General features: G+C 66.4%; 30 protein-coding genes. 4 read left to right on the top strand and 26 right to left on the bottom strand.

What is annotated here, in order from left to right; all coding sequences use genetic code 11:
• Positions 1–45: 45 nt before the first annotated feature.
• Both HQ354_RS19160 and HQ354_RS19155 read left to right on the top strand, forming a co-directional pair.
• Positions 46–252 carry an inositol 2-dehydrogenase gene (locus tag HQ354_RS19160; RefSeq protein ID WP_068427444.1) on the top strand — a complete coding sequence of 69 codons (207 nt, stop codon included), beginning with the start codon at positions 46–48 and terminating at the stop codon, positions 250–252.
• Between the two features lie 45 nt (positions 253–297).
• Entirely contained in the window at positions 298–2262 is a 1965-nt protein-coding gene (locus tag HQ354_RS19155) for an acyl-CoA dehydrogenase (protein WP_167676533.1), read from the top strand.
• Positions 2263–2520: 258 nt separating this feature from the next.
• Here HQ354_RS19155 and HQ354_RS19150 read toward each other — a convergent pair whose 3' ends face one another.
• The 15 genes from HQ354_RS19150 to HQ354_RS19085 form a co-directional block, all read right to left on the bottom strand.
• Positions 2521–3690: a sorbosone dehydrogenase family protein gene (locus HQ354_RS19150; protein ID WP_222635360.1), complete on the bottom strand. Its 1170-nt coding sequence runs from the start codon at positions 3688–3690 to the stop codon at positions 2521–2523.
• Positions 3691–3782: 92 nt separating this feature from the next.
• Positions 3783–3986 carry a heavy-metal-associated domain-containing protein gene (locus HQ354_RS19145; protein ID WP_308115232.1) on the bottom strand — a complete coding sequence of 68 codons (204 nt, stop codon included), beginning with the start codon at positions 3984–3986 and terminating at the stop codon, positions 3783–3785.
• Between the two features lie 36 nt (positions 3987–4022).
• Complete coding sequence (locus HQ354_RS19140) at positions 4023–4304, bottom strand: metal-sensitive transcriptional regulator (protein WP_222635359.1); 282 nt, start codon at positions 4302–4304, stop codon at positions 4023–4025.
• Positions 4305–4320: 16 nt separating this feature from the next.
• Positions 4321–4569 (bottom strand): hypothetical protein, encoded by a 249-nt coding sequence (locus tag HQ354_RS19135; protein ID WP_068427441.1) that lies wholly within the window; start codon positions 4567–4569, stop codon positions 4321–4323.
• Complete coding sequence (locus HQ354_RS19130) at positions 4566–5042, bottom strand: hypothetical protein (protein WP_114328158.1); 477 nt, start codon at positions 5040–5042, stop codon at positions 4566–4568. Before HQ354_RS19130 ends, HQ354_RS19135 begins: the two co-directional genes overlap by 4 nt.
• Positions 5035–5475, bottom strand: coding sequence for a hypothetical protein (locus HQ354_RS19125; RefSeq protein ID WP_084423820.1), 441 nt, complete (start codon positions 5473–5475; stop codon positions 5035–5037). The genes HQ354_RS19130 and HQ354_RS19125 overlap by 8 nt, the downstream gene beginning before the upstream one ends.
• A gap of 17 nt (positions 5476–5492) precedes the next feature.
• Positions 5493–5672, bottom strand: coding sequence for a hypothetical protein (locus tag HQ354_RS19120; protein WP_068427436.1), 180 nt, complete (start codon positions 5670–5672; stop codon positions 5493–5495).
• 86 nt (positions 5673–5758) lie between these two features.
• Positions 5759–5884 (bottom strand): hypothetical protein, encoded by a 126-nt coding sequence (locus HQ354_RS25660; protein WP_261768920.1) that lies wholly within the window; start codon positions 5882–5884, stop codon positions 5759–5761.
• Positions 5885–5980: 96 nt separating this feature from the next.
• Positions 5981–6586, bottom strand: a complete 606-nt coding sequence (locus HQ354_RS19115; RefSeq protein WP_068427435.1) for a hypothetical protein — start codon at positions 6584–6586, stop codon at positions 5981–5983.
• Positions 6583–7557: a porphobilinogen synthase gene (gene hemB / locus HQ354_RS19110; RefSeq protein WP_068427433.1), complete on the bottom strand. Its 975-nt coding sequence runs from the start codon at positions 7555–7557 to the stop codon at positions 6583–6585. Before hemB ends, HQ354_RS19115 begins: the two co-directional genes overlap by 4 nt.
• A gap of 74 nt (positions 7558–7631) precedes the next feature.
• Positions 7632–9194, bottom strand: coding sequence for a bifunctional uroporphyrinogen-III C-methyltransferase/uroporphyrinogen-III synthase (locus tag HQ354_RS19105; RefSeq protein WP_068427431.1), 1563 nt, complete (start codon positions 9192–9194; stop codon positions 7632–7634).
• 159 nt (positions 9195–9353) lie between these two features.
• Entirely contained in the window at positions 9354–10364 is a 1011-nt protein-coding gene (gene hemC, locus HQ354_RS19100; RefSeq protein ID WP_254303544.1) for a hydroxymethylbilane synthase, read from the bottom strand.
• Positions 10361–11743 carry a glutamyl-tRNA reductase gene (locus tag HQ354_RS19095; RefSeq protein ID WP_068427427.1) on the bottom strand — a complete coding sequence of 461 codons (1383 nt, stop codon included), beginning with the start codon at positions 11741–11743 and terminating at the stop codon, positions 10361–10363. Before HQ354_RS19095 ends, hemC begins: the two co-directional genes overlap by 4 nt.
• The gene (locus HQ354_RS19090) at positions 11740–12582 is read right to left on the bottom strand and encodes a redox-sensing transcriptional repressor Rex (protein WP_068427424.1); all 843 of its coding nucleotides are present in this window, start codon (positions 12580–12582) and stop codon (positions 11740–11742) included. The genes HQ354_RS19095 and HQ354_RS19090 overlap by 4 nt, the downstream gene beginning before the upstream one ends.
• Before the next feature lie 204 nt (positions 12583–12786).
• Positions 12787–13068 (bottom strand): glutaredoxin family protein, encoded by a 282-nt coding sequence (locus HQ354_RS19085; RefSeq protein WP_068427423.1) that lies wholly within the window; start codon positions 13066–13068, stop codon positions 12787–12789.
• A gap of 288 nt (positions 13069–13356) precedes the next feature.
• On the opposite strand from HQ354_RS19085, the gene HQ354_RS19080 reads away from it, so the two are divergent.
• The gene (locus tag HQ354_RS19080) at positions 13357–14286 is read left to right on the top strand and encodes an HAD family phosphatase (RefSeq protein ID WP_068427487.1); all 930 of its coding nucleotides are present in this window, start codon (positions 13357–13359) and stop codon (positions 14284–14286) included.
• Here the strand turns inward: HQ354_RS19080 and HQ354_RS19075 are convergent.
• The 11 genes from HQ354_RS19075 to HQ354_RS19025 all read right to left on the bottom strand — a co-directional run bounded on the left by HQ354_RS19075 (position 14283) and on the right by HQ354_RS19025 (position 23300).
• A complete protein-coding gene (locus HQ354_RS19075) occupies positions 14283–14771 on the bottom strand; it encodes a GNAT family N-acetyltransferase (RefSeq protein ID WP_068427422.1) in 489 nt (162 codons plus the stop codon). The two genes, HQ354_RS19080 and HQ354_RS19075, sit on opposite strands and share 4 nt — an antisense overlap.
• A 17-nt stretch (positions 14772–14788) precedes the next feature.
• The gene (locus tag HQ354_RS19070) at positions 14789–15835 is read right to left on the bottom strand and encodes a lysophospholipid acyltransferase family protein (RefSeq protein WP_068427420.1); all 1047 of its coding nucleotides are present in this window, start codon (positions 15833–15835) and stop codon (positions 14789–14791) included.
• Positions 15832–16941: an NAD-dependent epimerase/dehydratase family protein gene (locus HQ354_RS19065; RefSeq protein WP_068427485.1), complete on the bottom strand. Its 1110-nt coding sequence runs from the start codon at positions 16939–16941 to the stop codon at positions 15832–15834. The genes HQ354_RS19070 and HQ354_RS19065 overlap by 4 nt, the downstream gene beginning before the upstream one ends.
• Before the next feature lie 210 nt (positions 16942–17151).
• Positions 17152–17253, bottom strand: a complete 102-nt coding sequence (locus HQ354_RS19060) for a 30S ribosomal protein bS22 (RefSeq protein WP_003402602.1) — start codon at positions 17251–17253, stop codon at positions 17152–17154.
• A 262-nt stretch (positions 17254–17515) separates the two neighbouring features.
• The gene (locus HQ354_RS19055) at positions 17516–17752 is read right to left on the bottom strand and encodes a helix-turn-helix domain-containing protein (protein ID WP_068427418.1); all 237 of its coding nucleotides are present in this window, start codon (positions 17750–17752) and stop codon (positions 17516–17518) included.
• 127 nt (positions 17753–17879) lie between these two features.
• Positions 17880–18695 (bottom strand): pyrroline-5-carboxylate reductase, encoded by an 816-nt coding sequence (gene proC / locus HQ354_RS19050; RefSeq protein ID WP_068427415.1) that lies wholly within the window; start codon positions 18693–18695, stop codon positions 17880–17882.
• Between the two features lie 160 nt (positions 18696–18855).
• Positions 18856–19686 carry a thioesterase family protein gene (locus HQ354_RS19045; protein ID WP_068427413.1) on the bottom strand — a complete coding sequence of 277 codons (831 nt, stop codon included), beginning with the start codon at positions 19684–19686 and terminating at the stop codon, positions 18856–18858.
• Positions 19683–20288: a MerR family transcriptional regulator gene (locus HQ354_RS19040; protein WP_167676593.1), complete on the bottom strand. Its 606-nt coding sequence runs from the start codon at positions 20286–20288 to the stop codon at positions 19683–19685. Before HQ354_RS19040 ends, HQ354_RS19045 begins: the two co-directional genes overlap by 4 nt.
• Before the next feature lie 67 nt (positions 20289–20355).
• A complete protein-coding gene (locus tag HQ354_RS19035) occupies positions 20356–21198 on the bottom strand; it encodes a sugar phosphate isomerase/epimerase (RefSeq protein WP_167676535.1) in 843 nt (280 codons plus the stop codon).
• Between the two features lie 9 nt (positions 21199–21207).
• Entirely contained in the window at positions 21208–22350 is a 1143-nt protein-coding gene (locus HQ354_RS19030) for a hypothetical protein (RefSeq protein ID WP_167676536.1), read from the bottom strand.
• On the bottom strand, positions 22347–23300 hold the full coding sequence (locus HQ354_RS19025; RefSeq protein ID WP_068427406.1) for a Ppx/GppA phosphatase family protein: 954 nt from the start codon (positions 23298–23300) through the stop codon (positions 22347–22349). The genes HQ354_RS19030 and HQ354_RS19025 overlap by 4 nt, the downstream gene beginning before the upstream one ends.
• Before the next feature lie 33 nt (positions 23301–23333).
• Between HQ354_RS19025 and HQ354_RS19020 the strand changes: the two genes are divergently transcribed.
• Complete coding sequence (locus HQ354_RS19020; protein ID WP_068427404.1) at positions 23334–24134, top strand: hypothetical protein; 801 nt, start codon at positions 23334–23336, stop codon at positions 24132–24134.
• Positions 24135–24178 lie beyond the last annotated feature (44 nt).

Below are 24178 nucleotides of genomic sequence, written 5' to 3'. Positions count from 1 at the left end.
GAATCGTGTAACGCCCGTGTTACCACTGCATTACACTCGGTGCGCATGGAGGCACAACACGAACCCGCGCGGTACTCCTGGCCGGATGGTTTCCGGGAACACCTCATCCGCGAACTCGACGGTTTCAGCCCCATCGTGACCCGAGCCATCGAGGACGGCGGCGCGTCGCTGTTTCACGACGGTCCGTACGGGCGTAGCAGCTTCTGGTCGCGTGTGCGCGCGTTCGGCCGCGAATACCTGTGGCCGTCCTGATCTCGAAGTAGGTTTATCGGACCGCGCGACAGGTTACCGTCGAGTATGGCAACCACCTCGGAGCATCTGCGTAACACATTGGACGGTCGCTGGCGCGACGTGAAGAACGAGGCCCGCGCACAACTCGTCCGGGACGAGTTCCGCCCGCACTACACACCCAACACCGTCATCGCGCGGACGAAGGCGCTCGAGCAACTGAAGCTGCTCGCGCAGCACGGCGCAGCCGACGACGGTTTCAAGAAGGAACACGGCGGCACCGGCGACGTCGGCGCAGCCGTCACGATGATCGAGATGCTCGCCATGTCCGACCTGTCGCTCATGGTCAAGGCAGGCGTCCAGTGGGGCCTGTTCGGCGGCGCGATCGAGAACCTGGGCACCGAACGCCACCACGAAGCGTATGTCCGACGCCTCATCGACCTCGACCTGCTCGGCTGCTTCGCGATGACCGAGACCGGCCACGGCAGCGACGTGCAATCGCTCGAGACGACGGCCACCTACGATCGCGAGACGGGCGAATTCGTCGTCCACTCTCCGACTCCGTCCTCGCGCAAGGACTACATCGGCGGCGCCGCCGAAACCGCCACCGTCGCAGCAGTGTTCGCGCAACTGATCACCGCCGGTCCGGGCGAGGAACCGGAAAGCCATGGCGTCCACTGTTTCTTCGTGCCGCTGCGCGACGAGAACGGCGACGACCTGCCGGGCGTCACGACGTCGGACTGTCAGTACAAGGGCGGTCTGCCCGGTGTCGACAACGGCCGCATCATGTTCGACCACGTCCGTATCCCCCGCGACAACCTGCTGAACAAGTACGCCGACGTCGCCGAGGACGGCACCTACTCGTCGCCGATCGAGAATCCCAGCCGACGCTTCTTCACGATGCTCGGCACGCTCATCCGCGGACGCGTCACCGTCGGCGGCAGCGCGGCAGCGGCGGCACGCGTCGCACTGGACATCGCGACGCGATACGCCCTGCAGCGCAGGCAGTTCTCGGCGCCGAAGTCCGACGAGGAAGTGCTGATCATGGACTACCTCGTCCATCAGCGCCGACTGTTCCCACTGATCGCGAAGTCGTACGCATTGCAGTTCGCGCAGAACGAGCTGGTCGCCAAACTGCACGAGCTGCAGACGGCCGACAACCCCGACGCCGAAGAGCAGCGCGAACTCGAATCCCGCGCAGCAGGATTGAAGGCCGCCAACACCTGGCACGCCACCAAGGCGATCCAGGAAGCACGCGAAGCATGCGGTGGCGCCGGCTATCTCGCCGAGAACCGGTTGATCTCCCTCAAGGCGGACACCGACGTGTTCACGACGTTCGAAGGTGACAATCACGTTCTGACGCAGCTCGTCGCCAAAGAACTTCTCACCGCGTACGCCGACGACATCAAGAGCATGAGCCCCGTCGAGTGGGTGCGTTTCGCGGCGGAGTTCGCGGGCGATCGCGTCGTCAAACGCACTGCGGCACAGACGATCATGCAGACCATCCTCGACAGCCGGCAGGACAACGAGGAAGAGGGTTCGCTGTTCAACCGCGGCACCCAGGTCAAGATGTTCGAAGACCGCGAAGACTACCTGCTGTCCACCGTCGCACGCCGTCTGCAGGGCAAGGCGAAGGAAATGAGCGCGTTCGACGCGTTCAACTCGGTCCAGGATCACGTGCTGCACGCGGCCAGCGCGCACATCGACCGCATCATCCTCGAGGCGTTCGTCGCCGGAATCTCGTCGTGCGAGGACGAGAAGGCGAAGGAAATCCTCGAGCAGGTGTGCGACCTGTACGCGCTGTCGGTCATCGACGAGGACAAGGCGTGGTTCATCGAGCACCGCTACCTGTCCACCGAACGCTCGAAGGCCGTCACCCGCGGAATCAACGAGCGCTGCCGAACCCTGCGCCCGCACGCCGTCGAACTCGTCGACGGACTTGGGGTGCCGGAACAGCTCCTCGGTGCAGCGATGCTCGGGCACCCGCAAGCGGGTACCGACGAAGAGGAAGCCGCGAACCCCAGCAAGGCCTGACGCTGCGCAGGCATTCCGGCCCGTGCCCACGTTCGGCCCCTGACCCCCGCCCGGGTCCGGACCCCCGCTCGGGACCGAATGACGCCCTCGGTCACTCTGAGTGACCGAGGGCGTCATTCGCTCACCTGGCGTCCCGCGGGATTCCGGAGCGAGGGCGTCCAACGGTCACTCAGAGTGACCGAACGTCACCTTCGGTCCGGAAAACCCTGGCGGTCCGAAAACCCCGGGCGGTCCGGAAAACCCGGGCGGTCCGAAATACTAGGGGCTCGGCGTGACGCGCAGGACCCGGTCTCCGTTTCCGTTGTCCGTTGTCAACAGGAGCGATCCGTCGGCCAGCGGCTCCATCGACCGGAGTCGTCCGTACTCCCCTTCGAGTGCGACGGCTTCCTGCGCGACCTGGGTGCCGTCGTCGGTCAGCTTCAGGAACACCAGCTTCTGTCCCTGCTGGCTGGAGATGACTGCCGCACCGGCCCACTCACCCCAGGCCGAACCGTCGACGAAGGCGAGGTCGGGGGTCGCGATGGTCGGCTCGCCCGAACTCCAGACGGCCCCGATCGCCCCAGGGACGCGTTCGGGGTCGGTCATCGGCACCGACTCGTCGTAGATCAACGGGTTTCGGTCGGGCTTGTAGCCGTAGTTCCCGCCGGCGACCAACAGGTTCAGCTCGTCGTCGCGGGTCGTTCCCTGCTCCACTTCGTACAGGCGATCGGTTCCCGGTTGGAACGCCAGACCCTGCACGTTCCGGTGACCGAGCGTGTACACGCGCCCTGGCGCATTGGCCGCCGCCGAACCGTCGGCATTCACGTGAAGAACCTTGCCGCCCAATGAGTTTCGATCCTGAGGAACGCTGGGCGACGCCGTGTCACCGGTCCCGATGTAAAGAGTGCCGTCGGGCGCAGCCAGAATTCGACAGCCTCCGTGCCGACCGGTTGCAGCGACGGGGATGTCGTCGACGACGGTCTGCGTGCGGGTCAGGGTGGTCCACTCCGGATCGACGGTCCAGCGAAAGACTGCGATGCTGTTCCCACCATCGCCCGCACTGCCGGGCATCGCGCTGCCGGTTCCCAGCCCTTCGCCTTCGACACCCTGACACGTGTACAGCGCTCGGGACTCCGAGAAGTCCTGTGCCAGTTCGATTCCCATCAGACCGGTCTCACCCTGCGCATACAGGTCGTCGAGGTCCGCGGCCAGATCGGCGACGGTTCCGTCGGGTCGTTTGACGACGAAACGCCCGCTGCGCTCCCCGGTGAGAATTGCGCCGTCGGGCGCCACGACCACGTCCCAGGGCTTGTTCAACCCGTCGAGCTCGGTGGTCACCTGCAGTTCGGGCAGGTCAGGGCTGGGCTGCGCGCCCGCGCCCGACGAACAGGCGAGCGTCAGACAGACGCTCGCCGCGAGAACTCCGGTACCGGTCAGCGCTTTGTTCACGAACACTCCTCGACAGGGGTCGAATCAGGCTCATGACAAATACCACAGTAATCAATAGGTAAACCGGACTTCGTCGAAACGAACACCGCTGCTCACGATACGAGCGTGTAACCGGCTTCCGTGACGGCCGCGGCCACTGCCGAACTCTCGATTGCGTTGTCGCTGAACACCACGACGTTGCCCGTCGCGACGTCGACCTGCACGTCGGTGACACCCGCCAGTTCGGAAATCTCCTCGAAAACCGAAGCGGCACAATGCTGGCAGGTCATTCCCTCGACGACGTAACTGCCTTGCACTCCAACAACCTTCTCTCCGCTTGCTTTTCGCACGAATCAGGAACGGACGAGGCGAGCGATGGCGTCGGACGCCTCTTTCACCTTCGCATCCGCCTCAGGGCCACCCTTCTTGGCGGCCTCGACGACGCAACCCGCCAGGTGCGCGTCGAGCAGCTTGATCGAGACGGACTGCAACGCCTTGGTGGCGGCGGACACCTGGGTGAGGACGTCGATGCAATACCTGTCCTCGGCGACCATGCGCGAGATTCCGGCGATCTGACCCTCGATACGACGGAGCCTCTTCAAGAGGCCGTCCTGCTCGGTCGAGTAGCTGCTCATGCCGACCACCATACCCCTACCGGGTATGGGAACGCACCCACGACCACCGGCGAACCGCGTCGACGACCAGCAGACCTGCCACGACGACGCACACCGTGGCGATGGTGATCCACGACCCGGAGTACTGCGTGGAGGTGTAGGCCGGAGCGCCGTCGGGAACCGCCGCGTACCGATACACATCGACACCCACGTTCCAGCACACGACGGCGACGATCACGGCGACGACCGCTCCCACTGCCTCGAATGCGGCCACTGCTCTGCTCACACGATCTCCTTCTTGGCGTGCTCGAGGCCCGCTCGCAACCCGTCGTCGTCCTTGGCCCACGCCTGCACCAAGGCACCCCCGACCAGACGCAGCCCGATCGGATGGCGTCGACGCGGCACGCCGTGCAACTCGCCGAGCACGCGCGCGGTTTCCCACTTCTTCGGCTCGTAGTCGCCGTCCGCATAGTCGGCGGGCGGCAGGATCGCGTCGATGTCCGAGATGTCCAGCACCTCGGTTCCCTGTCGAAGCGCCGTGGGCGTGAGTTCGACACTGACGTGCCGACGCGCGGCCGTGACCTGCACGTACGTGAAGCCGACGAGCACGAGGGCGAAGATCCCGAGCGGGACCCAGTGCACGACCGGGCCGGTCAGGAGTTCGACGATCAGTACGGCGATGCAGAACAGCGGACCCCACAGCAACGCCCGCCACCGCGCCCCCGGCTCGGTGAACAGCACAGGACCGGGTTCAGTCACCGTGGAACCACCGACGCGCCGACGGGCGGTAGACGAGCATGCATGCCGCGAGCAACACGAGTGCGATGGCCAGAAGTTCCTGGAACGCCCCGACCGCGAGCACGCCGAACACCAGCACCAGCGCGGCGAACCCCGACAGTGCGACGAGAATTCGCCGCACCATCGCGTGGCCGGCACGCACCGGTCCGGCGAGGAAACCCAGGGTCAGACCGAGTACCGCACAGACCACACCGATGACCCGAACGAACGACAGATACGAATCGATGTCCGCGGCGCTGTTGCCCTGCGATTCGAGAGCGGACCGCAGTTGGTCGACGGGAGCCGTCAGCGTCAGCAGGGCGACGAGAACGAGCAGGATAGCGGCCACCAGCCACAACACGTATGCGGCAGTGACGACTCCGGGCCGTGCACCGGCGGGAACACTGGTACTCACACGTACATACTGCCTGTTCAGCCCGTGACGAGCGCAGGCACCACGATGATCAGCGCGACGAGAATGCCGAGCGCCACCACCAGTCCGATGAGCAGCAGTTCACGACTGGTGCTGTGGGGACATTTCACTGTGGTGGTGTGCCTGGTGGAGTCGGCAGGAACGACCCAGCTGGACCGTCCTTCGGCGTCGAACTGCATGGGACTCCCCCTCGCACATCGCTGTGACGGCAATCACGGTACACCTGCACGAGTGCTCCGCGGAAGCGCCGAGGCGAGGGCGTGCGTCAGCCGGCGGTGAAGCCCAGGGCCATGATGAAGACAGCGACCGACACCGCAGCGAGAAGCCCCAGCAGCGCCCAGACGGGCCTGCCGCGTTCCTCGTCCTCGCGTCGAATTTCCGGTTGTGTCATCGCACTGGATCCGATCACTCGAAGTTCACTTACGAGTGATGCTAGTCACATGGTGCGCATGTGACGCATGAGACACGCGGGACTGACCGAACTACGTCAGCGAAATGGTTTCGGCGTACGCGACGCCAGGAAGTATTCGTTCGACTCCCTGCGGTGCATCAGGTAGATCGCACCCGCGGCCAGCACACCCTGCAGAATGCCTGCGACACCCAGGACGATCGCCATGGCGCCGTCGTTCGCACCGAATCCGAACAGCTGCGGGACGGTCAGAACAACGGTGGCCGTTCCGATCATCGTCAACACCATGCGGGCCCACATCCGACCCGTGCGCATCTTGTTCACCCAGTACAGGAACAACGCGGCGAATCCGGCCGCGATCAAGACCATCACGACGAGTGCCGCGATCAGGTAGTTCTCGGCGGTGTCGAGCGTCAGCGGGATGGACGCGTCCTGCGCCTTGATGTCGTCGACGAGTTGCTGCGCGAACACCGAGCGCTCCCCGTACACGACGACTAGCGTCGCCAACAGGTTGATCGTGCCGAGCAGCGCCACGCCCCACCAGAGGTGACGGGCAGTCTCGACGTCGACCGGCGCGGGCCTCGGCTTCGGTTCCAACGGAGGTGGGCCGTGCTCGGCTTCCCAACGTGCCCAATCGGGCTCGGGTGGCTGATGGCCGTTCTCCGGGTTCCAGGGAGTACTCACAGCCAGCCCGCCGCTTCCGTTGCCCAGTACGTCAACACGATGTCCGCACCCGCGCGGCGGATACTCGTCAGTGATTCCAGAATCGCGGCGTCACGGTCGATCCACCCGTTCTGCGCAGCCGCGGTGATCATCGAATACTCACCCGAGATCTGGTATGCGGCAACGGGAACCGGAGACATGTTCGCGACGTCGCGCAGAATGTCGAGGTAGGACATGGCGGGTTTGACCATCACCATGTCGGCGCCTTCGGCGAGATCGAGTTCGACCTCGTACGTCGCTTCGCGACGGTTCGCCGAATCCTGTTGATAGGTACGGCGATCGCCCTGCAACGACGACCCGACGGCCTCGCGGAACGGTCCGTAGAACGCCGACGCGTACTTCGCCGAGTACGCCAACTGGCCGACGTCGTGATGCCCGGCCGCGTCGAGCCCGGCACGAATCGCCGCGACCTGACCGTCCATCATTCCGCTCGGGCCGAGCAGGTGTGCACCCGAATCCGCTTGCGCCACAGCCATGTCGACGTATCGGGTGAGCGTCGCGTCGTTGTCGACGGCACCGCCCTCGGTCAGCACTCCACAGTGGCCGTGGTCGGTGAATTCGTCGAGGCACGTGTCGGCCATGATGACGGTGGCGTCACCGAGATCCGACTTCAGCCGTCGCAGACCGCGATTGAGGATTCCCTGCGGATCGGTGGCGCCGGAACCGTCGGCGTCCTTGTCCTCGGGCCGGGGAACGCCGAACAGCATCACGCCGCCGACGCCCGCAGCCACCGCTTCCTCGGCGGCCTTGCTCAGCGAATCGAGCGTGTGTTGGTAGACGCCCGGCATCGACGTGATCTCACGGGGAGCATCGATGCCGTCGGCGACGAACATCGGTAGCACGAGATGCCGTGGCTGCAGCGAGGTTTCGGCGACGAGTCGGCGGATCGCCGGCGTGCGACGCAGTCGGCGGGGGCGGTCTACTGGGAACACGGTGGAATGCCTCACTTCGTTCGGCACGTGCGTGGGAATGTATAGCCCGCTACACATTCCCACGCACATGCGCGTTAGCGCCTGCGACTCTTCTTCCGCGGAGGAGGCAACGCGCCCTCGGCGCGGAGGCGAGCTGCGTGCTCGGCCAGCGCCTCGATGAGCGGTCCCACCTGCGCGGTCTCGGGCTGCACGTCGACGCGCAGTCCGAATTCGACTGCGGTCTCGGCAGTCTTGGGCCCGATGCACGCGACGAGCGTGCGTGCATGCGGCTTACCGGCGATACCGACGAGGTTGCGCACCGTCGAACTCGACGTGAAGCAGACGGCGTCGAATCCACCGGTCTTGATCATCTCGCGGGTCTCGGCCGGCGGCGGCGCGGCGCGCACGGTGCGGTACGCGGTGACGTCGTCGATCTCCCAGCCGCGTTCACGCAGACCCTCGGCAAGCGTCTCGGTCGCAATGTCGGCGCGCGGCAACAGAACTCGATTGACCGGGTCGAAGACCTCGTCGTACGGCGGGAAGTCCTCGAGCAGTCCGAGGGACGACTGATCACCGGACGGCAGCAGTTCGGGGTTGATGCCGAACGAGCGGACCTTGGCGGCGGTTGCTTCGCCGACGCACGCGATCTTGACGCCCGAGAACGCACGCGCGTCCAGGCCGAACTCCTCGAACTTCTCCCACACGGCGCGCACGGCGTTCGTGGAGGTGAAGACAACCCACTGGTAACGGCCGTCGACCAGTCCCTTGACCGAACGCTCCATCTGCGCCGGGCTACGAGGCGGCTCGACGGCGATGGTCGGAACCTCGATCGGGATGGCTCCGTGCGTGACGAGCCGATCGCTCATCTCGCCTGCCTGGTCCTTGGTCCGCGGCACCAGCACGGTCCAGCCGTACAGTGCGCGAGATTCCCACCAGGACATCTTGTTTCGGCCGGAGACGACCTTGCCGACGGTCACGACGAGTGAGCCGACGAGTTCGCTGCCGGCGTCGTTGAGCGTCGCGAGCGTTGCCTCGACGGTGCGCTGCTGACGCGTCGTGCCGCGGACGGTGATCGCGGCGGGGGTCTGCGGTGCGAGTCCGTGCTCGACGAGCGCGCTCGCCGTCTCGGCCAGGTGACCGGACGTCGCGTGCAGCACGAGCGGGCCGGGAGCAGCGGCGAGCGCAGCCCAGTCGACCTCACCGCGCACGTCGGCTTCGGTGTGTCCCGATCCGAGGGCCATGCCGGCGTAGCTCGGCACGGCGGATCCGGACGGCAGACCGGGGAGCACCTCGAACTGCACGTGAGTGCGGGCGACCGCGGTGACCTCGGCGATGACGGAATCCGCGGTCAGCGGGTCGCCGGACACGAGGCGGATGACGTCGTGGCCGTTCTTGGCCTCGGTCAGCAAGGTCTTGGCGACCTCGGCGGGCTCGCCGAGTGCGGGACGGACGTCGACGCCGTTCTCACCCGTTTCCGGATCGCGCGGCAGGTCGTTGCCGACGAGTGCGATGACGCCCTGGTCGACGTCGGGATCGGTGAAGGCGAGTTCAGCGGCTCCGAGCACCTCGCGTGCTCGAACGGTGAGCAGAGCCGGGTCGCCCGGCCCCGACCCCACGAACAGGATCCGTCCGTTGGCGTTCTTGCGGACTGGGCTCATCGGTTGTTCTCCAGTGCTGTCTTGTGCGGGTAGTGCAGTTCGATCGGGGTTGCCGAGCCCCGTTTCGGTATCAAGCGCGCGGTCGCGATGGATTCGCCGCGTACCGGGGGCCGTGAGGCCCTGCGTTTGGCACGTCCGCGTGTGGGTGCAGTGATCGACCTAGACATGCGGTGTTCCTCCGGATGCGGCGGGCTCGGTGACGTCGACGAGGTCGCGTGCGCCGAGATCGAGCAGCTCGCGGGCCAGGTCACGGCCGAGTTCCTCGGCATTGTGAGTCGATCCGACGATCGAGGCCCTGATGGTGTCGCTGCCGTCGATCGCCGCGACGCAACCGCGAACCGACAGTTCGTCGAACACGCGTCCGTCCTCGTCGATGGATTCGACGACCTCGGCGATCGCACCGACGGGGGCGGTACAGCCTGCTTCGAGTTCGGCGAGTAGTCCCCGCTCGGCCAGCACGGCCGCGCGGGTGTTCGGATCGTCGAGCGTGCCGATGGCTTCGGCGAGTTCGGTGTCTCCCGCACGGCATTCGACGGCGAGCGCACCCTGTGCGGGCGCCGGAAGCAGCTGCACCGGATCGAGCGATTCGGTGACGACGTCCAGCCTGCCGATGCGGGACAGCCCGGCACGGGCGACGACGACGGCGTCGAGCTCGCCGGACGCGACCTTGCCGATGCGGGTGTCGAGGTTGCCGCGCAGCGGGAGGATGTCGAGTCCCTGGCCGAGTGCGCGCAACTGCGCTGCTCGACGCGGTGCCGACGTTCCGACCTTCGCGCCGGTCGGCAGTTCTCCCAGTACGAGCCCGTCGCGTGCGACGAGTGCGTCGCGGGGATCTTCGCGCGGCGGAATCGCGGCGATGACGAAGCGCTCGTCGGGTGCCGTCGGCAGGTCCTTGTAGGAGTGCACGGCGACGTCGACCTTGCCGTCCGTCAACGCCTCACGCAGCGCCGCGGTGAACACACCGACGCCGATCTCCTGAACCGGTGCCGCCGACAGATCCCCTGCCGTCTTGACGATGACCAGCTCCGCGTCGAGGCCTGCGGCGATCAAGCCCTGCCGCACCGTCTCGGCCTGCGTCGTCGCGAGCAGGCTTCCTCGCGTTCCGACCCGTACTACTCGCTTGCTTTCCTGGTCATTCCGCAGGCTCCACTCCTGCCCCGTCCCGGTCACTCCGACTGTCCCTTCCGGGCATCGGTACGGCTGGCGGTGAAGTCGTCCACGAGTTCCATTCCGTTGATCTCGATCGGGCTGGCGACAGCCTCGACCGTTCCTGGGCTGAGCTCGAACAGCTCACGCAGTGCCGCGGCGTACGAGTCGCCGCCGGGGGTGGTCGCGAGCTGCTTGACCCGCACGGTGGGCGAGTGCAGAAGCTTGTCGACGACGCGTCGCACCGTCCTGGCGACCTCGTCGCGCTGCGGCGAGTCGAGGCCGGGCAGGCGCGACTCGAGGCGCAGGAGTTCGCCTTCGACGACCTCGGCGGCGCGCTGGCGCAGAGCGGTGACGGTCGGAGTGACCTCGGCCAGACGCTGGCCCGCAAGGTATCCGGACAGCTCGGAGGAGACGATCTCGCGGGCCGCGGCCGCGTCGGTGGACGCAGCTCCTGCCGCAGGGTCGCGCTGCAGCGACTCCATGTCGAAGATGTCGACGCCGGGCAGTCCGGCGACGGAATGGTCGACGTCGCGAGGCAGCCCGAGATCGCAGATGGCGAGCGTTCGGCCCGGTTCACGCTGTGCGAGCGCGAGGTGCGCGTCCGCCAGCGAGACGACGGCGCCGACCGCGCCGGTACAGGTGACGAGAACGTCCGCGTCGGCCAGCGCGGCAGGCAGCTCGTCGAGGTCCATGGCCACGGCCGACACTCCCGCGGACGTCGCGGTCTCGGCGAGGTGGTCGGCACGCACGCGGGTGCGATTGACGACGATCAGACGACCGATTCCGGCGCGTCCCAAGTGCGCGACGGCCAGTCCGCCCATCGCACCCGCACCGAGGACGACGGCCGTGCGGCCGGCGAGGGACCCGTCGAACAGGGCGGCAGCGCGATCGAGCGCCACCGAGACGACCGACGCACCCGCCGAGTCGATGCCCGTCTCCGAATGGACCCGCTTGCCGACCCGCAACGCCTGCTGCGCGAGCTCGTGCAACACGCGTCCCGACGCCTGCTGGCTGTCCGACGCGGCATACGCCGTCCGGATCTGGCCGAGAATCTGCTGTTCGCCGATGACCATGGAGTCCAGGCCGCTGGCCACCGCGAACAGGTGCTCGACGGCGGCTTCGCTGTAGCGCACGTACGCGTGCTTGGTGAGCTCGGGGACCTGCAGTCCGGAGTGTTCGGCGAGAATCTCGCCGACCGAGGCGAGTGCCCCGTGGAACGCGTCGACCACTGCGTAGATCTCGACGCGGTTGCACGTCGAGACCACCATGACCTCGGAGATGTTTCCGCCGGCCATGAGCTTGTCGGTCAGCTTGGGACGGTCCGTGTCCGTGATCGCGACACGCTCGAGGACTGCGACGGGAGCGCTACGGTGCGAAATCCCGACGAGAAGGACACTCACGGTGCAATCACCGATCCATTTCTTGTGTTACTGCTGGTAGAACCTGGGGAACTGATGACGCCGGCCGCAACTCCGGCTCCGGGCAGACCGCCCGGCGACACTCTCGGGCCCCGGCTACGTCCCAACCGAGGCGTCGTGGGTAGATCCGGTGCGCCGTGGGCAGCTTCCCTGCGGGAGCTGTTGAACGACAGGACCTGCATCTCGACGGCCAGGTCGACGCGTCGTACTTCCACACGGTCCGGGACGTCGAGTTCCACCGGAGAGAAGCTGAGGATGCACTCGACTCCGCCGGCGACGAACGCCGACGCGACGGCCTGGGCTGCGTCGTCCGGCGTCGCGATGACTCCGATGGTGGCCTCGAGCTCACGGCATCCGACCTCGAGAGTGTCGACGTGCCTGACCTGCAGGCCATCGATGTCCAAGCCGACGCGGGCCGGATCGACGTCGAACAGTCCGACCATCGAGAAGCCGCGACGGCCGAATCCGCCGTACCGCGCGAGGGCCTGTCCGAGATTGCCGACTCCGACGAGGACGACCTTGTGGCCGCGGTCGAGTCCGAGGGCGCTCTCGATCTTGGCGCGTAGGCGCATGACGTCGTATCCGACTCCGCGCACGCCGTTGGGTCCGAGGAAGGACAGGTCCTTGCGCAGTTTCGCCGATCCCACGCCCGCGGCGTTGGCGAGTTCCTCGCTGGAAACGATGAGAACGCCGTCGTCGGCGAGGATTCCGAGGACCCGCAAGTAGGTCGCCAATCGGGTCACCGTAGCCTGGGGGATGACGCGTTCGGAACCGACGGATCGCTCGACCGGGGCCGGCACAACCGGGCGCTCTCGGGTCACGTTCCTGGCTCCTCGTCCGAACGGCCGCGACGCCGTTCTTCACGCTGATCCTGCTGATGCTCATGGTGGCGTTCGGCAGGGTTCGTTCCCCGCTGAACTCGCAGGAATCCCTCCTGCGCCTCAACCACGGTAACTGCTTGTGAACGAATGAACAAAGTCGCTGGATCCGTGCTAGAGGTGCCCTCACCTGCAAAGCGAGAGCAATCACACCTTCTTAGGGTGTCCTCGCGCAACCAGATCGGCGCGCAATCGGGGCTCGTCAACCTCCCAGTAACTGTGCTCACGGCCGTCGAGAAGGACGACGGGAACGCGGTCTCCGTACTCGGCGCGCAGGTCAGGCCTGGTCGCCGCAGCCTCGTCGACGTCGATCATGTCGACGGTCAGCCCGTGCTCGGCGCACAACGCGGTCAGAACACCGAGAGCGTCGGCGCAGGTGTAGCAGCCCGCGCGGGTGAGAAGGACCACGGACGTGCGTTCGGATTCCATGCCCCTACTGTTTCACCGGCGCCGCTCGAGACGAACGTCACACCGCATCCTGCCCTCCGTGGCACGTCATCCGCCTGCAGGACGCTCGGTCGGTGACGGTCCCACGGTCTAGGGTTGTGGGTAGCGCTCGAGCAGGGAGGTACGCCGAAGATGATCGACGGGGGTTCCGAGACGCCTGGCACCGATTCGTCCGATGCCGACACGTCCAAGGCAACCGAGTCCGACGCCGCGTCACCCGAGACGGCTGCCGAACTCGACCTGCCTGTGTCCGACGTGCCGGACGCCGACATGCTCGAGACGTCCGACCCGGAGACCGACAAACGGCGCAAACGTCGCTTTCGTAATCCGCTCGGTCCGACCGACGCGCAGGTTCGCGCCAGCGTCGCAGGTGAGGCCAGCGCCGACGCCGCCATCGCGTTGCAGATCGAGGGCGGCAACACCGTTCCCCTCGACCTGACCGCCGCGGCGTTCTTCGACGTCGACAACACGATGGTCCAGGGTGCGTCGATCATCCATTTCGCCCGTGGCCTTGCAGCGCGCAAGTACTTCACCAGTGGCGACCTGGCCCAATTCGCTTGGCAGCAAATCAAATTCAGAGTGAGCGGCAAGGAGAACAGCGACGACGTCGCGAGCGGCCGCGAGAAGGCTCTGTCGTTCATCACGGGCCGGTCGACCGCCGAACTCGCGCGACTCGGCGAGGAAATCTACGACGAGCTCATCGCCGACAAGATCTGGCCTGGCACCGCAGCGCTCGCCCAGATGCACCTCGACGCAGGCCAGCAGGTCTGGCTCGTGACGGCGACCCCGCTCGAACTCGCACAGATCATCGCCGAGCGTCTCGGCCTGACGGGTGCGTTGGGTACCGTCGCCGAGAGCAAGGACGGCATCTTCACGGGTCGGCTCGTCGGCGACATCCTGCACGGGCTCGGCAAAGCGCATGCGGTCCGCACGCTGGCCATCCGCGAGGGCCTCAATCTCAAACGGTGCACGGCGTACTCGGACAGCCACAACGACGTGCCGATGTTGTCCCTCGTCGGAACTGCCGTCGCCGTCAATCCCGACGCCGACCTGCGCGAGCTGGCGAAGAACCGCGGCTGGGAGATTCGCGACTTCCGCACCGGTCGCAAGGCAGCGAAGATCGGCGTCCCGACGGCGCTGGCTCTCGGCGCGGTCGGCGGCGGGCTCGCGGCAGTCCTGGGTCGGCGGAAAGCCGCCTAGAGCGTCAACTGCATCAGCGTCAGATCCAGCCACCGGTCGAATTTGACGCCGACCTGCGGCATCTGCCCGACGGTCACGAAGCCGAACTTCTCGTGCAGTGCGATGGACGTCGAGTTGAGCGATTCGATGACGCCGACGAGCACATGCACTCCCCCGCCACGAGCACGTGCGATCAGCTCCGTCATCAACGCACTCGCGACGCCTCGCCGGTGAAAGTCGCCCTGCACGTAGACCGAATGCTCCATCGTGAGCCGGTAGCCGCTCTTGGGCCGCCACTGCGCGTACGACGCGTATCCGGCGACCCGGCCGTCGATCACCGCCGTCAGGACGGGGTAGCCGGCGCGAAGTCGACCGTCGAGCCACTCCATCCGGTCGTCGAGACCGACTTCCGTCTCGTCCCAGATCGCCGTCGTGTTTCTGATGGCGTCGTTGTGGATCTCGAGGATCGACGGAAGGTCTTCGGTCACGGTGTCGCGAATGAGCATTCGGAGAACACTACTGCTCAGCCCAAGAACACGTTTCTGCGCTTGGCGAGCAGCCGGTACAGGGTGTGCTGGATGGTCTCGCGCACGTGGTCGGTGAGCTCGAACAACACCATCGGATCTTCCGACGCCTGGGCGTCGTACGCGTCGGTCGGGATCGGCTTGCCGAACTCGATGTACCACTTCGACGGCAGCGGAATCAGCCCGAGCGGACCGAGGTGCGGGAAGAACGGCGTGACCGGGAAATACGGCATACCCATCAACCGCGCGAGCGGGGCGATGTCACCGATCTTGGGATAGATCTCCTCGGAGCCGACGATCGAGCACGGCACGATCGGAGCACCTGCACGTAGTGCGGCCGAGACGAATCCACCGCGCCCGAAGCGTTGCAGCTTGTATCGCTCGCTGAACGGCTTGCCGATTCCCTTGAAGCCCTCCGGGAACACCGCGGCGACCTCACCCATCCGCAGCAGTCGTTCCGCATCGGGATTGCACGCGAGCGTGTGGCCCGCCTTGCGCGCGATGGTCCCGACGCCCGGCATCTCGAATGCCATGTCCGCGGCCAACATTCGCAACGGGCGACGCTGCGGGTGATGGTCTCGGACGGCGACGGACGCCATGAGCGCGTCGATGGGAATGACACCGGCATGGTTGGCGACGACGAGCGCACCGCCGTCGTCGGGGATGTTCTCGATGCCCTTGATCTCGACGCGGAACCACTTGTCGAACAGCGGCCGCAGCAAGGGAAGCCAGACCGCGTCGGCGAAGTGCGGGTCGTATCCGAACTCGTCGACCGAGTACTCACCGGCCAGCCGTCGGCGGACGAACTCGGCGGTGCCCGCGATCTGCTCGACCAGTTTGTCCTTGACGGCGTCGACCGGCGACGGCTCCGGCGCCTCGGTGGGCATCGGCAGTGCCGTCGTCGGCGTGATCAGCGGGGTGGGCGGCGACGGCTCGGTGTACGACGACGGATGCCTGCTGCGGCCCTGATCGGCGTGGCCGGCGGGACGCACGGAACGCCCCGACCCACCGCCGTGCAGTGGAATCACTTTGGCCACGTCCGTCACCCTTCCCGTCCTGAATCCGTTGTGGCCAAAGCTCTCCGTGATACGTCTGCCCCCGTCTCGACAGCCGCGAGCAACCGTTTCTCCACCGTGTCGACCCAGTCGACTCCCAGTACGGGCCGTAGTGCGGCGCCCCGGACGAAGTCGTCGAACGCTTGAACCGTGGTCCACCGCGGCTCGAAACCGAGGTCCGACCGCATACGCGTCGTGTCGAGCCCACAGCCGAAGTGGAAATAGTCGAGTTGCTCGGTCGTGAACTCGCGCATCATCCCGCCCATCAGTGCGCGACCCACGCTCTTGAACAACGCGAACGGCACGGGCACTTCGATGCGTCCTGCGCGACGGATTGCCTGCGACAGCATGATCGTGCCGTCCGCGCCGACGTTGAAGGTGCCTGCGGGACCGCTGACCGTGGCCCGCTCGAGCGCCGCGAGCGCGTCTTCCTCGTGCAACAGCTGCATGCGCGCGTCGCGCCCGATGATGCTCGGAATGACGGGTGACGTCATGTATCGCGAGATGGTTCCGTTGAGCCTCGGCCCGATCAGCGGCGCCATCCGCAGGATCGACACGGCGATGTCGGGGCGACGACGACCCAGACCGCGGAGATAGCCCTCGATGTCGATCGTGTCGCGGGCGAACGCACCCTTCGGTGGGCGCCTGGCACTCATTTCCTCGGTGAACTTGGCCGGGTCCTTGGCGCTGCATCCGTACACGGACGACGACGACCGAAGCACGACCTTCTGCACCGTCGGCGACTTCTGACATACCGCGAACAACTGCATCGCGCCGATGACGTTGAGATCCTTCATCGTGGCGCGGCCGCCGGACTTGGGCGGCTTGGTGATGGTCGCCGCGTGCACGACGGTGTCGACGGACGCGTTGCGGATGACCTTTCCGATGAGCGGGTTACGGATGTCCGCACGAACGAATTCCGCCCGACCCATGCGTCGCAGCAGATCCTTGCTCGGTGACCGGGCGTCGACGGCGATGACTCGTTCGATCGACGGATTCTGCGCGAGACGCGTGACGAGATATCCACCCAGGAACCGGCTCGCCCCCGTGACGAGAGCCACTTTCGGCGCTGCCACGCCGCGGTCGATCGAGTTCACCGACACCCCCGTCCCTGGCCGCAGTCTGCCCTACGCGGGTCCTCCCGCAGGCTCCACTCTCAGCAGCCTACTGGAATACCGAGAAGATGCGAGCGCTCACGAAAAGGCACCCTGTGCAGGAAGAATGTATGTGCGGACAACCTGACCGCAGAGCTTCTGCGAAAACAAAAGAGCCCGTCACCGGACGGTGACGGGCTCTTCGGCGAAGCTTTACTTACCGAGTTTCCTGCGCTGCACTCGGGTACGACGAAGCAGCTTGCGGTGCTTCTTCTTCGACATGCGCTTGCGACGCTTCTTGATCACTGAACCCATGGCGGGTATCCCTCACGTTCTTCTCTTGCGTTTCGCGCACGCGAAGTTGCGTACGCCTACCTGGCGCCTCGAACTCCCCCGGCACCCTGTCTGACACGACAAGTTGCCGGCGAAGCCGTCGATTCACCGAGCTGGCGCTCGGGCCTCGTTGTTCGCGGCCCGTTGCAACGGCAGCGACTGGCACGACGGATGTCGATCTTACCGGTGGATCCATCGATCCACGAAACCGGCCCGACTTCCGCCCGTAAGCCGCTGTTCTCCGTCAGCCCGCGTCGAAGTACGACGTCTCGAGGTAGTCGTGTACCGCCTTCGCGTGAACACGGAACGACCGACCTACTCGAACTGCAGGCAGTTCTCCGCTGTGCACCAGCCGGTACACAGTCATCTTGGACACCCTCATCAGCGTCGCCACCTCGGCGACCGTGAGGAATTGCGTTCCAGCTACGGCTGGCTGACCATCCGAGGACGAAACCTTGGACGGCTTGTTTGCAGGCGCCATCAATCCACATACCTCCGGCACGTCTCGCGCGGCAGGCTTCCCCTCCTGCCGAACAGACACGCACGTGCTACCCGTGAGCTTAACGTGACTCGTGGGGTTACTGCGACGGGTGTCGGTAAGAGAATTTCTATTCGGGTGTGATGCCCATCTCAGTGGCCCGGTCGTTCGCAGCGCCCAGAGCATCGAAAAATGCAGCTCGGAGGCCACCTTGCTCCAATTTTCGGACTGCAGCAGCCGTCGTGCCACCGGGCGAAGTGACGGCATATCGAAGTTCTGTCGGCGTTTCGTCCGAACGATCGAGCATTGCCGCCGATCCGACCATCGTCTGAACCACCAGCGCCGACGCGACGTCGCGCGTCAGCCCGAGACCGACACCGGCGTCGATCATGGCTTCGGCGACCAGGAAGAAATAGGCCGGCCCCGAGCCGGACACCGCGGTGACGGCGTCGAGCTGGTTCTCCTTGACGGTGACGACCTTGCCCACGGACGACAGAATGCCGCGGACGAGTTCCAGATGCTCGGCCTTCGCGTAGCGCCCGGGTGCCAGGACGCTGACGCCCTCGCCGACGAGCATCGGCGTGTTCGGCATGACACGGATGACGGGGAAACCGGCAGGGAGCTTCGGCTCGAACTTGACGGTCGGAACACCGGCGATCAGCGACACGATCAGCTGCTCACGTTCGCCGTCCAGGTCGGTCTTCGCGATCTCGGTGACGACGGCCTCGGCGTCGCCCGGCTTGACGGCCAGCACGATCACGTCGGCGTTCTCCGACGCCTCGGAGATGGTGGTCGTCAGGATTCCGTACGTCGACGCCAGCTCTGCGGCCCGCGCCTCGAACTTCTCGGCCACCACCAGGTCACGAACCGCGTGACCCGATTCGAGGAGACCCGCGATCAGCGCCTCGCCGATCCGGCCACCTCCGATTACTGCAATTCTCGTCATGGCCGTAAGCCTGCCACGATGTGGCTGCGCCACCCGTGCGTGGGTAGTTGGTCTCTGTTCCGACTATCCGCGCACGGCGGGAGTGGAGCCTGCAGGAACGACCCGATTTCGGCGGGAGTGGAGCCTGCAGGAACGACCCGATTTCGGCGCCGAAGGCGCCCTATCGCGGGACCATCGCCAGCTGCCTGCTCTGCACGACGACGGCGCCCGTCGAATCCAGGACGAGGTGATCTTCCTCGAACCACGTCCCGCCGATGACCGTGCTGCTCGCGGCCACTCGCAGCCACCCGGGCGCGGGAGATCGCCGCAGATAGGCCGTCAGCTGAACCGTCGGCGCCCATCCGAACATGCCGCGGTTCATCGTGACCGGTGCGCAGATGTCGCCCGTCATGAGCGCGAACAGCACCGCTGTGTCGACGTCTGCCTCGTCGTCGGGACGCGGACGTACCCACATCCGGACCTCCGGCTCGCCTTGCTGGCCTGTCAAGAAATGGGCGGACGACGGATCGATCCGCATCTCGCAGCCCTGCGCGAGGTGCACGATCGACGCCATCGGATGGTCACCACCGATCGCCTGGGTCTCGGCAGGCGGCTCCGCGGGCATCGACGCGAGCGACGACGCCACCTCGTGGCGCGGCGCGTCGGTGTCCGGACGTCCCAGCGTGACGACGGCCCGGACGGCGACGCGTCCGCCCTGGCTCAGCTCGACGTCGACGTGGCTGACCTGCTTGCCGCGCTTGCGGACGATCGTCGCCAGGTCGACGCCACCCGGATCGGGCGCGTTCAGATAGCTGGCGCTGACCGCGAGCGGCTGTAGGTCGTCGTCGGCGAGTTGGGCCTTGGCTGCGGCGGCGCAGGTGGCGAGCAACGTACCGCCGTGCACTTTGGGACCGATCGTCCAGGTGGAGTCGATCACCGCGGCGAACGTGCCCTCGGTGTCGCCGAGGTCGATCGTCGTGACCGTCGTTGCGGTTCGGAACGGGCTGGTCATTGTTCTGGCCTTTCGAGTGCCGAGGCGATGTCGTGATGGGCGAGGCGCCGCAGCGCCGTGATGACGGGTTCGTAGACGGCCGTTCCGATCACCGCGTATTCGACGGCGGCTTCCACGGAGTCCGGCATGAGCGAGAGGTCGTAGTCGGCGATACCGCGGATATGGCGTCCGTACACCTCGAGACGCTCGTCGGTCATCGCAATGCCGACTTCCTCGGCCGCCCGGAGCGCCCGTTCGAGCTGGGCGACCGCGACGAATCTGGGGTCGTAGACCTGTCCCAGCTTCTCCAACGCCGCCTTCGCTCGTGGGTAGTCGGGGACGTCGACGTCGTAGGGCGGCAGTTCGGCGATTGCGCGTCCCAACGTCTCGAACAGAGACGCCTTCGGGTGCTCGATCAGGCGCAGCACTGTCCCGATTCGATCGATCGAGAGTCCGGCGCCGGCCAGCGCCTTGATCAACGCGAGCCGCTCCACGTGCTCGTCGCCGTACGTCGACTGCGTGGCACTCGTCGACTTCCCCGGCATCAGCAGGCCTTCGCGAAGGTAGTACTTCACCGTGGCCAGCGGGACACCCGAGGTGGCCACCAGCTCCGACACGCGCACGAGAACCCTTCCCACCAGTTGGATACTTGAACTATCCAACGACCCTAACGCATGGCCTCCGGATCGATCAGCGCAGGTGACGGCGCGCGAAGGCCAGGGCCTGGCCGAGCATCGACGACCGTTCCTGCAGCGTCCTCGCGTTCTGGGTGTTGATCTCGACGACGGCCTGACCGCGGAAGCCGCGTCGCATCAGCTCGGTACACACCTCGACGCACGGCTGCTCACCGTGCCCCGGAATCAGATGTTCGTCGATCGACGCACCACGCCCGTCGGCCAGATGCAGATGCGCGAGGCCGACGCCCATGCGGTTCATGAGGTCGACCGCGTCGGCGCCCGCGGTCGCGGTGTGCGACAGATCGAGCGTGTAGTGGGCGTGACCGGAATCGGTCGGATCGTACGACGGGGCGAACGCCGACAACGCCGCGCCGGGCCCGCCACGTTTCCGCAGCCGAGCCGCCGATCCTTCCTTGCGGCCGAAGAAGCGGTCGGCACGCATCGGGAACATGTTCTCGACCGCCACGATGACGTCGGAACCCATCTCGAGATCCGCGACCTGGTCGGAGAAGCCGTCGGCGTAGCGCTTCTGCCATCGGAACGGCGGGTGCACGACGACGGTGGCAGCGCCCAACTTCTCTGCCGCCTGCACCGATCGCTCGAGCTTCGCCACCGGATCCGAGCCCCACACGCGCTGCGAGATCAGCAGGCAGGGCGCATGAATCGCCTGCACGGGCACCCCGTACTTCCGCGACAACGCGGCGACGCCTTCGACGTCCTGGCTGATCGACTCGGCCCACACCATCAGCTCGATGCCGTCGTAGCCGAGTTCGGCGGCGAACCGGAACGCAGCCTCGGTGTTCTGCGGATACACCGAAGCGGTGGACAGTCCGACGGCAACCTCAGGCGCGCTCATGACGCCTTGTCAGCCGGTACTCAGTTGGAACGCGAGCGGCCCGAGCGTCACGAACACCCCGACCGCGATTGCGATGACCATGCTGATCATGTCGTCCGTCCGTCGCAGAATGCGCACGACGGCGACCAGTCCGACGATCACCAGCACCGCCAGGATCAGTGCGACCCACGGAAGCATGTCCCACAGCTTCTCGAAGCCCTTGAACAGCAGCGCGCCGACGACGATCGCGACGACACCCTGACCCGCGAGAACGAGCCACTGCTTGGCGGCGTCCTTCTTGGCCGGGGTCGTGGGGACGTCGGAGTCGCCGGAATCGTCCGTGACCGCATCGGTGATCTCGGTGGCCGCGTCGTCGGAATCGGAGGTGCGCGAGGGCTTCTTCTCGAGCTGCGGCTTCTCGTCCTTGTCGACGTCGTCCTTGTCGACGTCGTCCGCGGGACGCTCGACCGCAGGCATCGCGCGAGTGACCGGCTTCGCCGTCGTCGACGTGGTGTCGGCCTTCGCCTCGGGCGTCGAAGCGACCTCGGGCTTCGGCGCGACAGCGGGCTTCGGCGCGACAGCGGGCTTCGGCGCGACGACGGGCTTCTGCGCGACGGCCGGTTTCGGCCGGGCCTGGGTTTCCGACGTCCCGTCGGTCCTGGCCGTGACGTCGGTCTTGGGCTCGGCGTCACGCTCGGATCGATCGGATCGGTTGCGCTGGACGAACCCAGTGGACCGCGAGCGCGACGTGATCGGAACCGGTCGCTGAGACGGGACGGACCCGTACGGCCGTCGCTCGTTCTCGTCGTGCGCCTTGTTCATCAGGTCGCCTGCGGCGGTGGTCGAACCGGACAGCAGTTCCGGCTCGGGCTGCGCGCGCTTGGGTTCGGACGGCTTGGACTCGGCAGGCTTGAACTGAGCCGCCTTGGAGACTGCCGGCGTCGGCTTCGGGGCCGCCTCGGGCTCCGGCGTGATGACGGGGGCCTCACCCGCGGTCGGTTCGTCGCGGACGACGGGGATCTCGCCGGTGAGTTCGGCGACCGAGATGCCGCCCTTCACACCGCGCCGACGTCGGCCGCCCGTGCTGAAGTTGCCCTTCTGCCCGTTACGCGCGAGGAGTTCGGCGACGGAAATCTGCCCGGTGTCCTCCGGGTTCGTGTTGTTCTCGGTCACGTCGTGCTCACCACCAGATCGCCGTCCGTTTCGGTGTCCAGCTTCCGCAAAATCAAACCTTCCCTGAGCGCCCACGGACAGATCTCGATCGTATCGATCGACAAAGCCCGCATGCCCGCCTCTGCTACGAGCGCCCCGGCCACCAATTGCGGTGAGCGGTCGGCGCTGACTCCTTCCAATTCTGCACGGTCCGCCGCGGTCATCCGCGATATGAACGCTATGAGTTGCCTGAGACCGTTCGCCGTCAACGTCCGCGGCACCCGCGGGCCTGCCGCCGACGGTGCCGCACCCGTCAACCGCGCGAGCGAACGGAAGGTCTTCGACGTCGCGACCACGCGGTCGGGCTCGCCTGCGCCGAGCAGCTCCTTGGCCGGTGTCGCGAGTTCCGCGTCGAGCCAGTCACGCAGAACGGCGACGCGCCGCTTGCCGGGCGGGTCGGCGACGAGCCAATCTCTTGTCAGACGGCCTGCACCGAGCGGCAGCGAGAACGCGACGTCCGGATCCTCGTCGCTCCCCGACGTCAGTTCGAGCGAGCCGCCACCGATGTCGATGTTCAGAATGCGTCCTGCGCTCCACCCGAACCAGCGTCGAACCGCGAGGAACGTGAGACGAGCCTCGTCGACGCCGGACAGCGTCTGCAGATCGACGCCCGTCTCGTTCTTCACGCGGGCGAGGACGACGTCGCAGTTGTGTGCGTCGCGGACCGCGGAGGTGGCGAACGCCATCAACTCTTCGCACCCGGACTTCTCGGCGATCGCTGCGAAGTCGCCTACCTCGTTCACCAGGCGTTCTGCACCGGCCGCGGTGATGTTGCCGTCGGCGTCGGTGTTCTCCGAGAGTCGGAGCGTCGCCTTCGACGAACTCATCGGAGTGGGGTGCCCACCACGATGTGCATCCACCACCAGTAGATGCACGGTGTTGCTTCCGACGTCGAGCACCCCTAATCGCACACAACCACGGTACTGGGTCTAGCGTCGTCACTTGTGACAGCAGGTAGCAAGCAGCCGACCTTTGCTGCAGAAGTCGATCTGGATTTTCCCCGCGAGTGGGTGGAATTCCCCGACCCGGACAACTCCGAACACATCATCGCGGCGGACCTGACGTGGCTGCTGTCGAACTGGACTTGCGTGTTCGGCACACCCGCCTGCCAGGGAACCGTCGCGGGCCGCCCCGACGACGGATGCTGTTCGCACGGCGCGTTCCTGTCCGACGACGACGACAAGAAGAAGCTGGACGAGTCGGTGAAGTTGCTCACCGCCGAGGACTGGCAGTTCATGGAGAAGGGCCTGGGCAAGAAGGGCTACGTCGAGTACGACGACCTGAACGACGAGGAATCGCTGCGCACCCGGCGCTACAAGGGCGCGTGCATCTTCCAGAACCGGCCGGGATTCGCCGGTGGAATCGGCTGCGCGCTGCACTCGATGGCGTTGAGGAAGGGCATCGAGCCGCTGACGGTGAAGCCCGACGTCTGCTGGCAGCTCCCCATCCGTCGCACCCAGGACTGGGAAACGCGTCCCGACGGCACCGAGATCCTGAAGACGACGATCGGCGAGTACGACCGTCGCGGCTGGGGCGAGGGTGGACACGACCTGGCGTGGTACTGCTCCGGCTCCCCCGACGCGCACGTCGGCAGCAAGCAGGTGTTCGAGTCGTACGAGCCCGAGCTGACCGAACTGCTCGGTAAGGCGGCGTACGACGAGTTGGCGTCGCTGTGCAGGCGTCGTCGCGGACTCGGGCTCATCGCCGTGCACCCGGCGACGCGTGAGGCGCAGCGGACGAAGTAGGGGCCTTCGGCCCACGTGCGCGAAAATACATAGCGGGCTATACA

The sequence above is a fragment of the Rhodococcus sp. BP-261 genome, assembly GCF_019835205.1.
GTDB lineage: Bacteria > Actinomycetota > Actinomycetes > Mycobacteriales > Mycobacteriaceae > Rhodococcoides > Rhodococcoides kyotonensis_B.
This window is presented reverse-complemented; position numbering and strand designations above follow the sequence as displayed.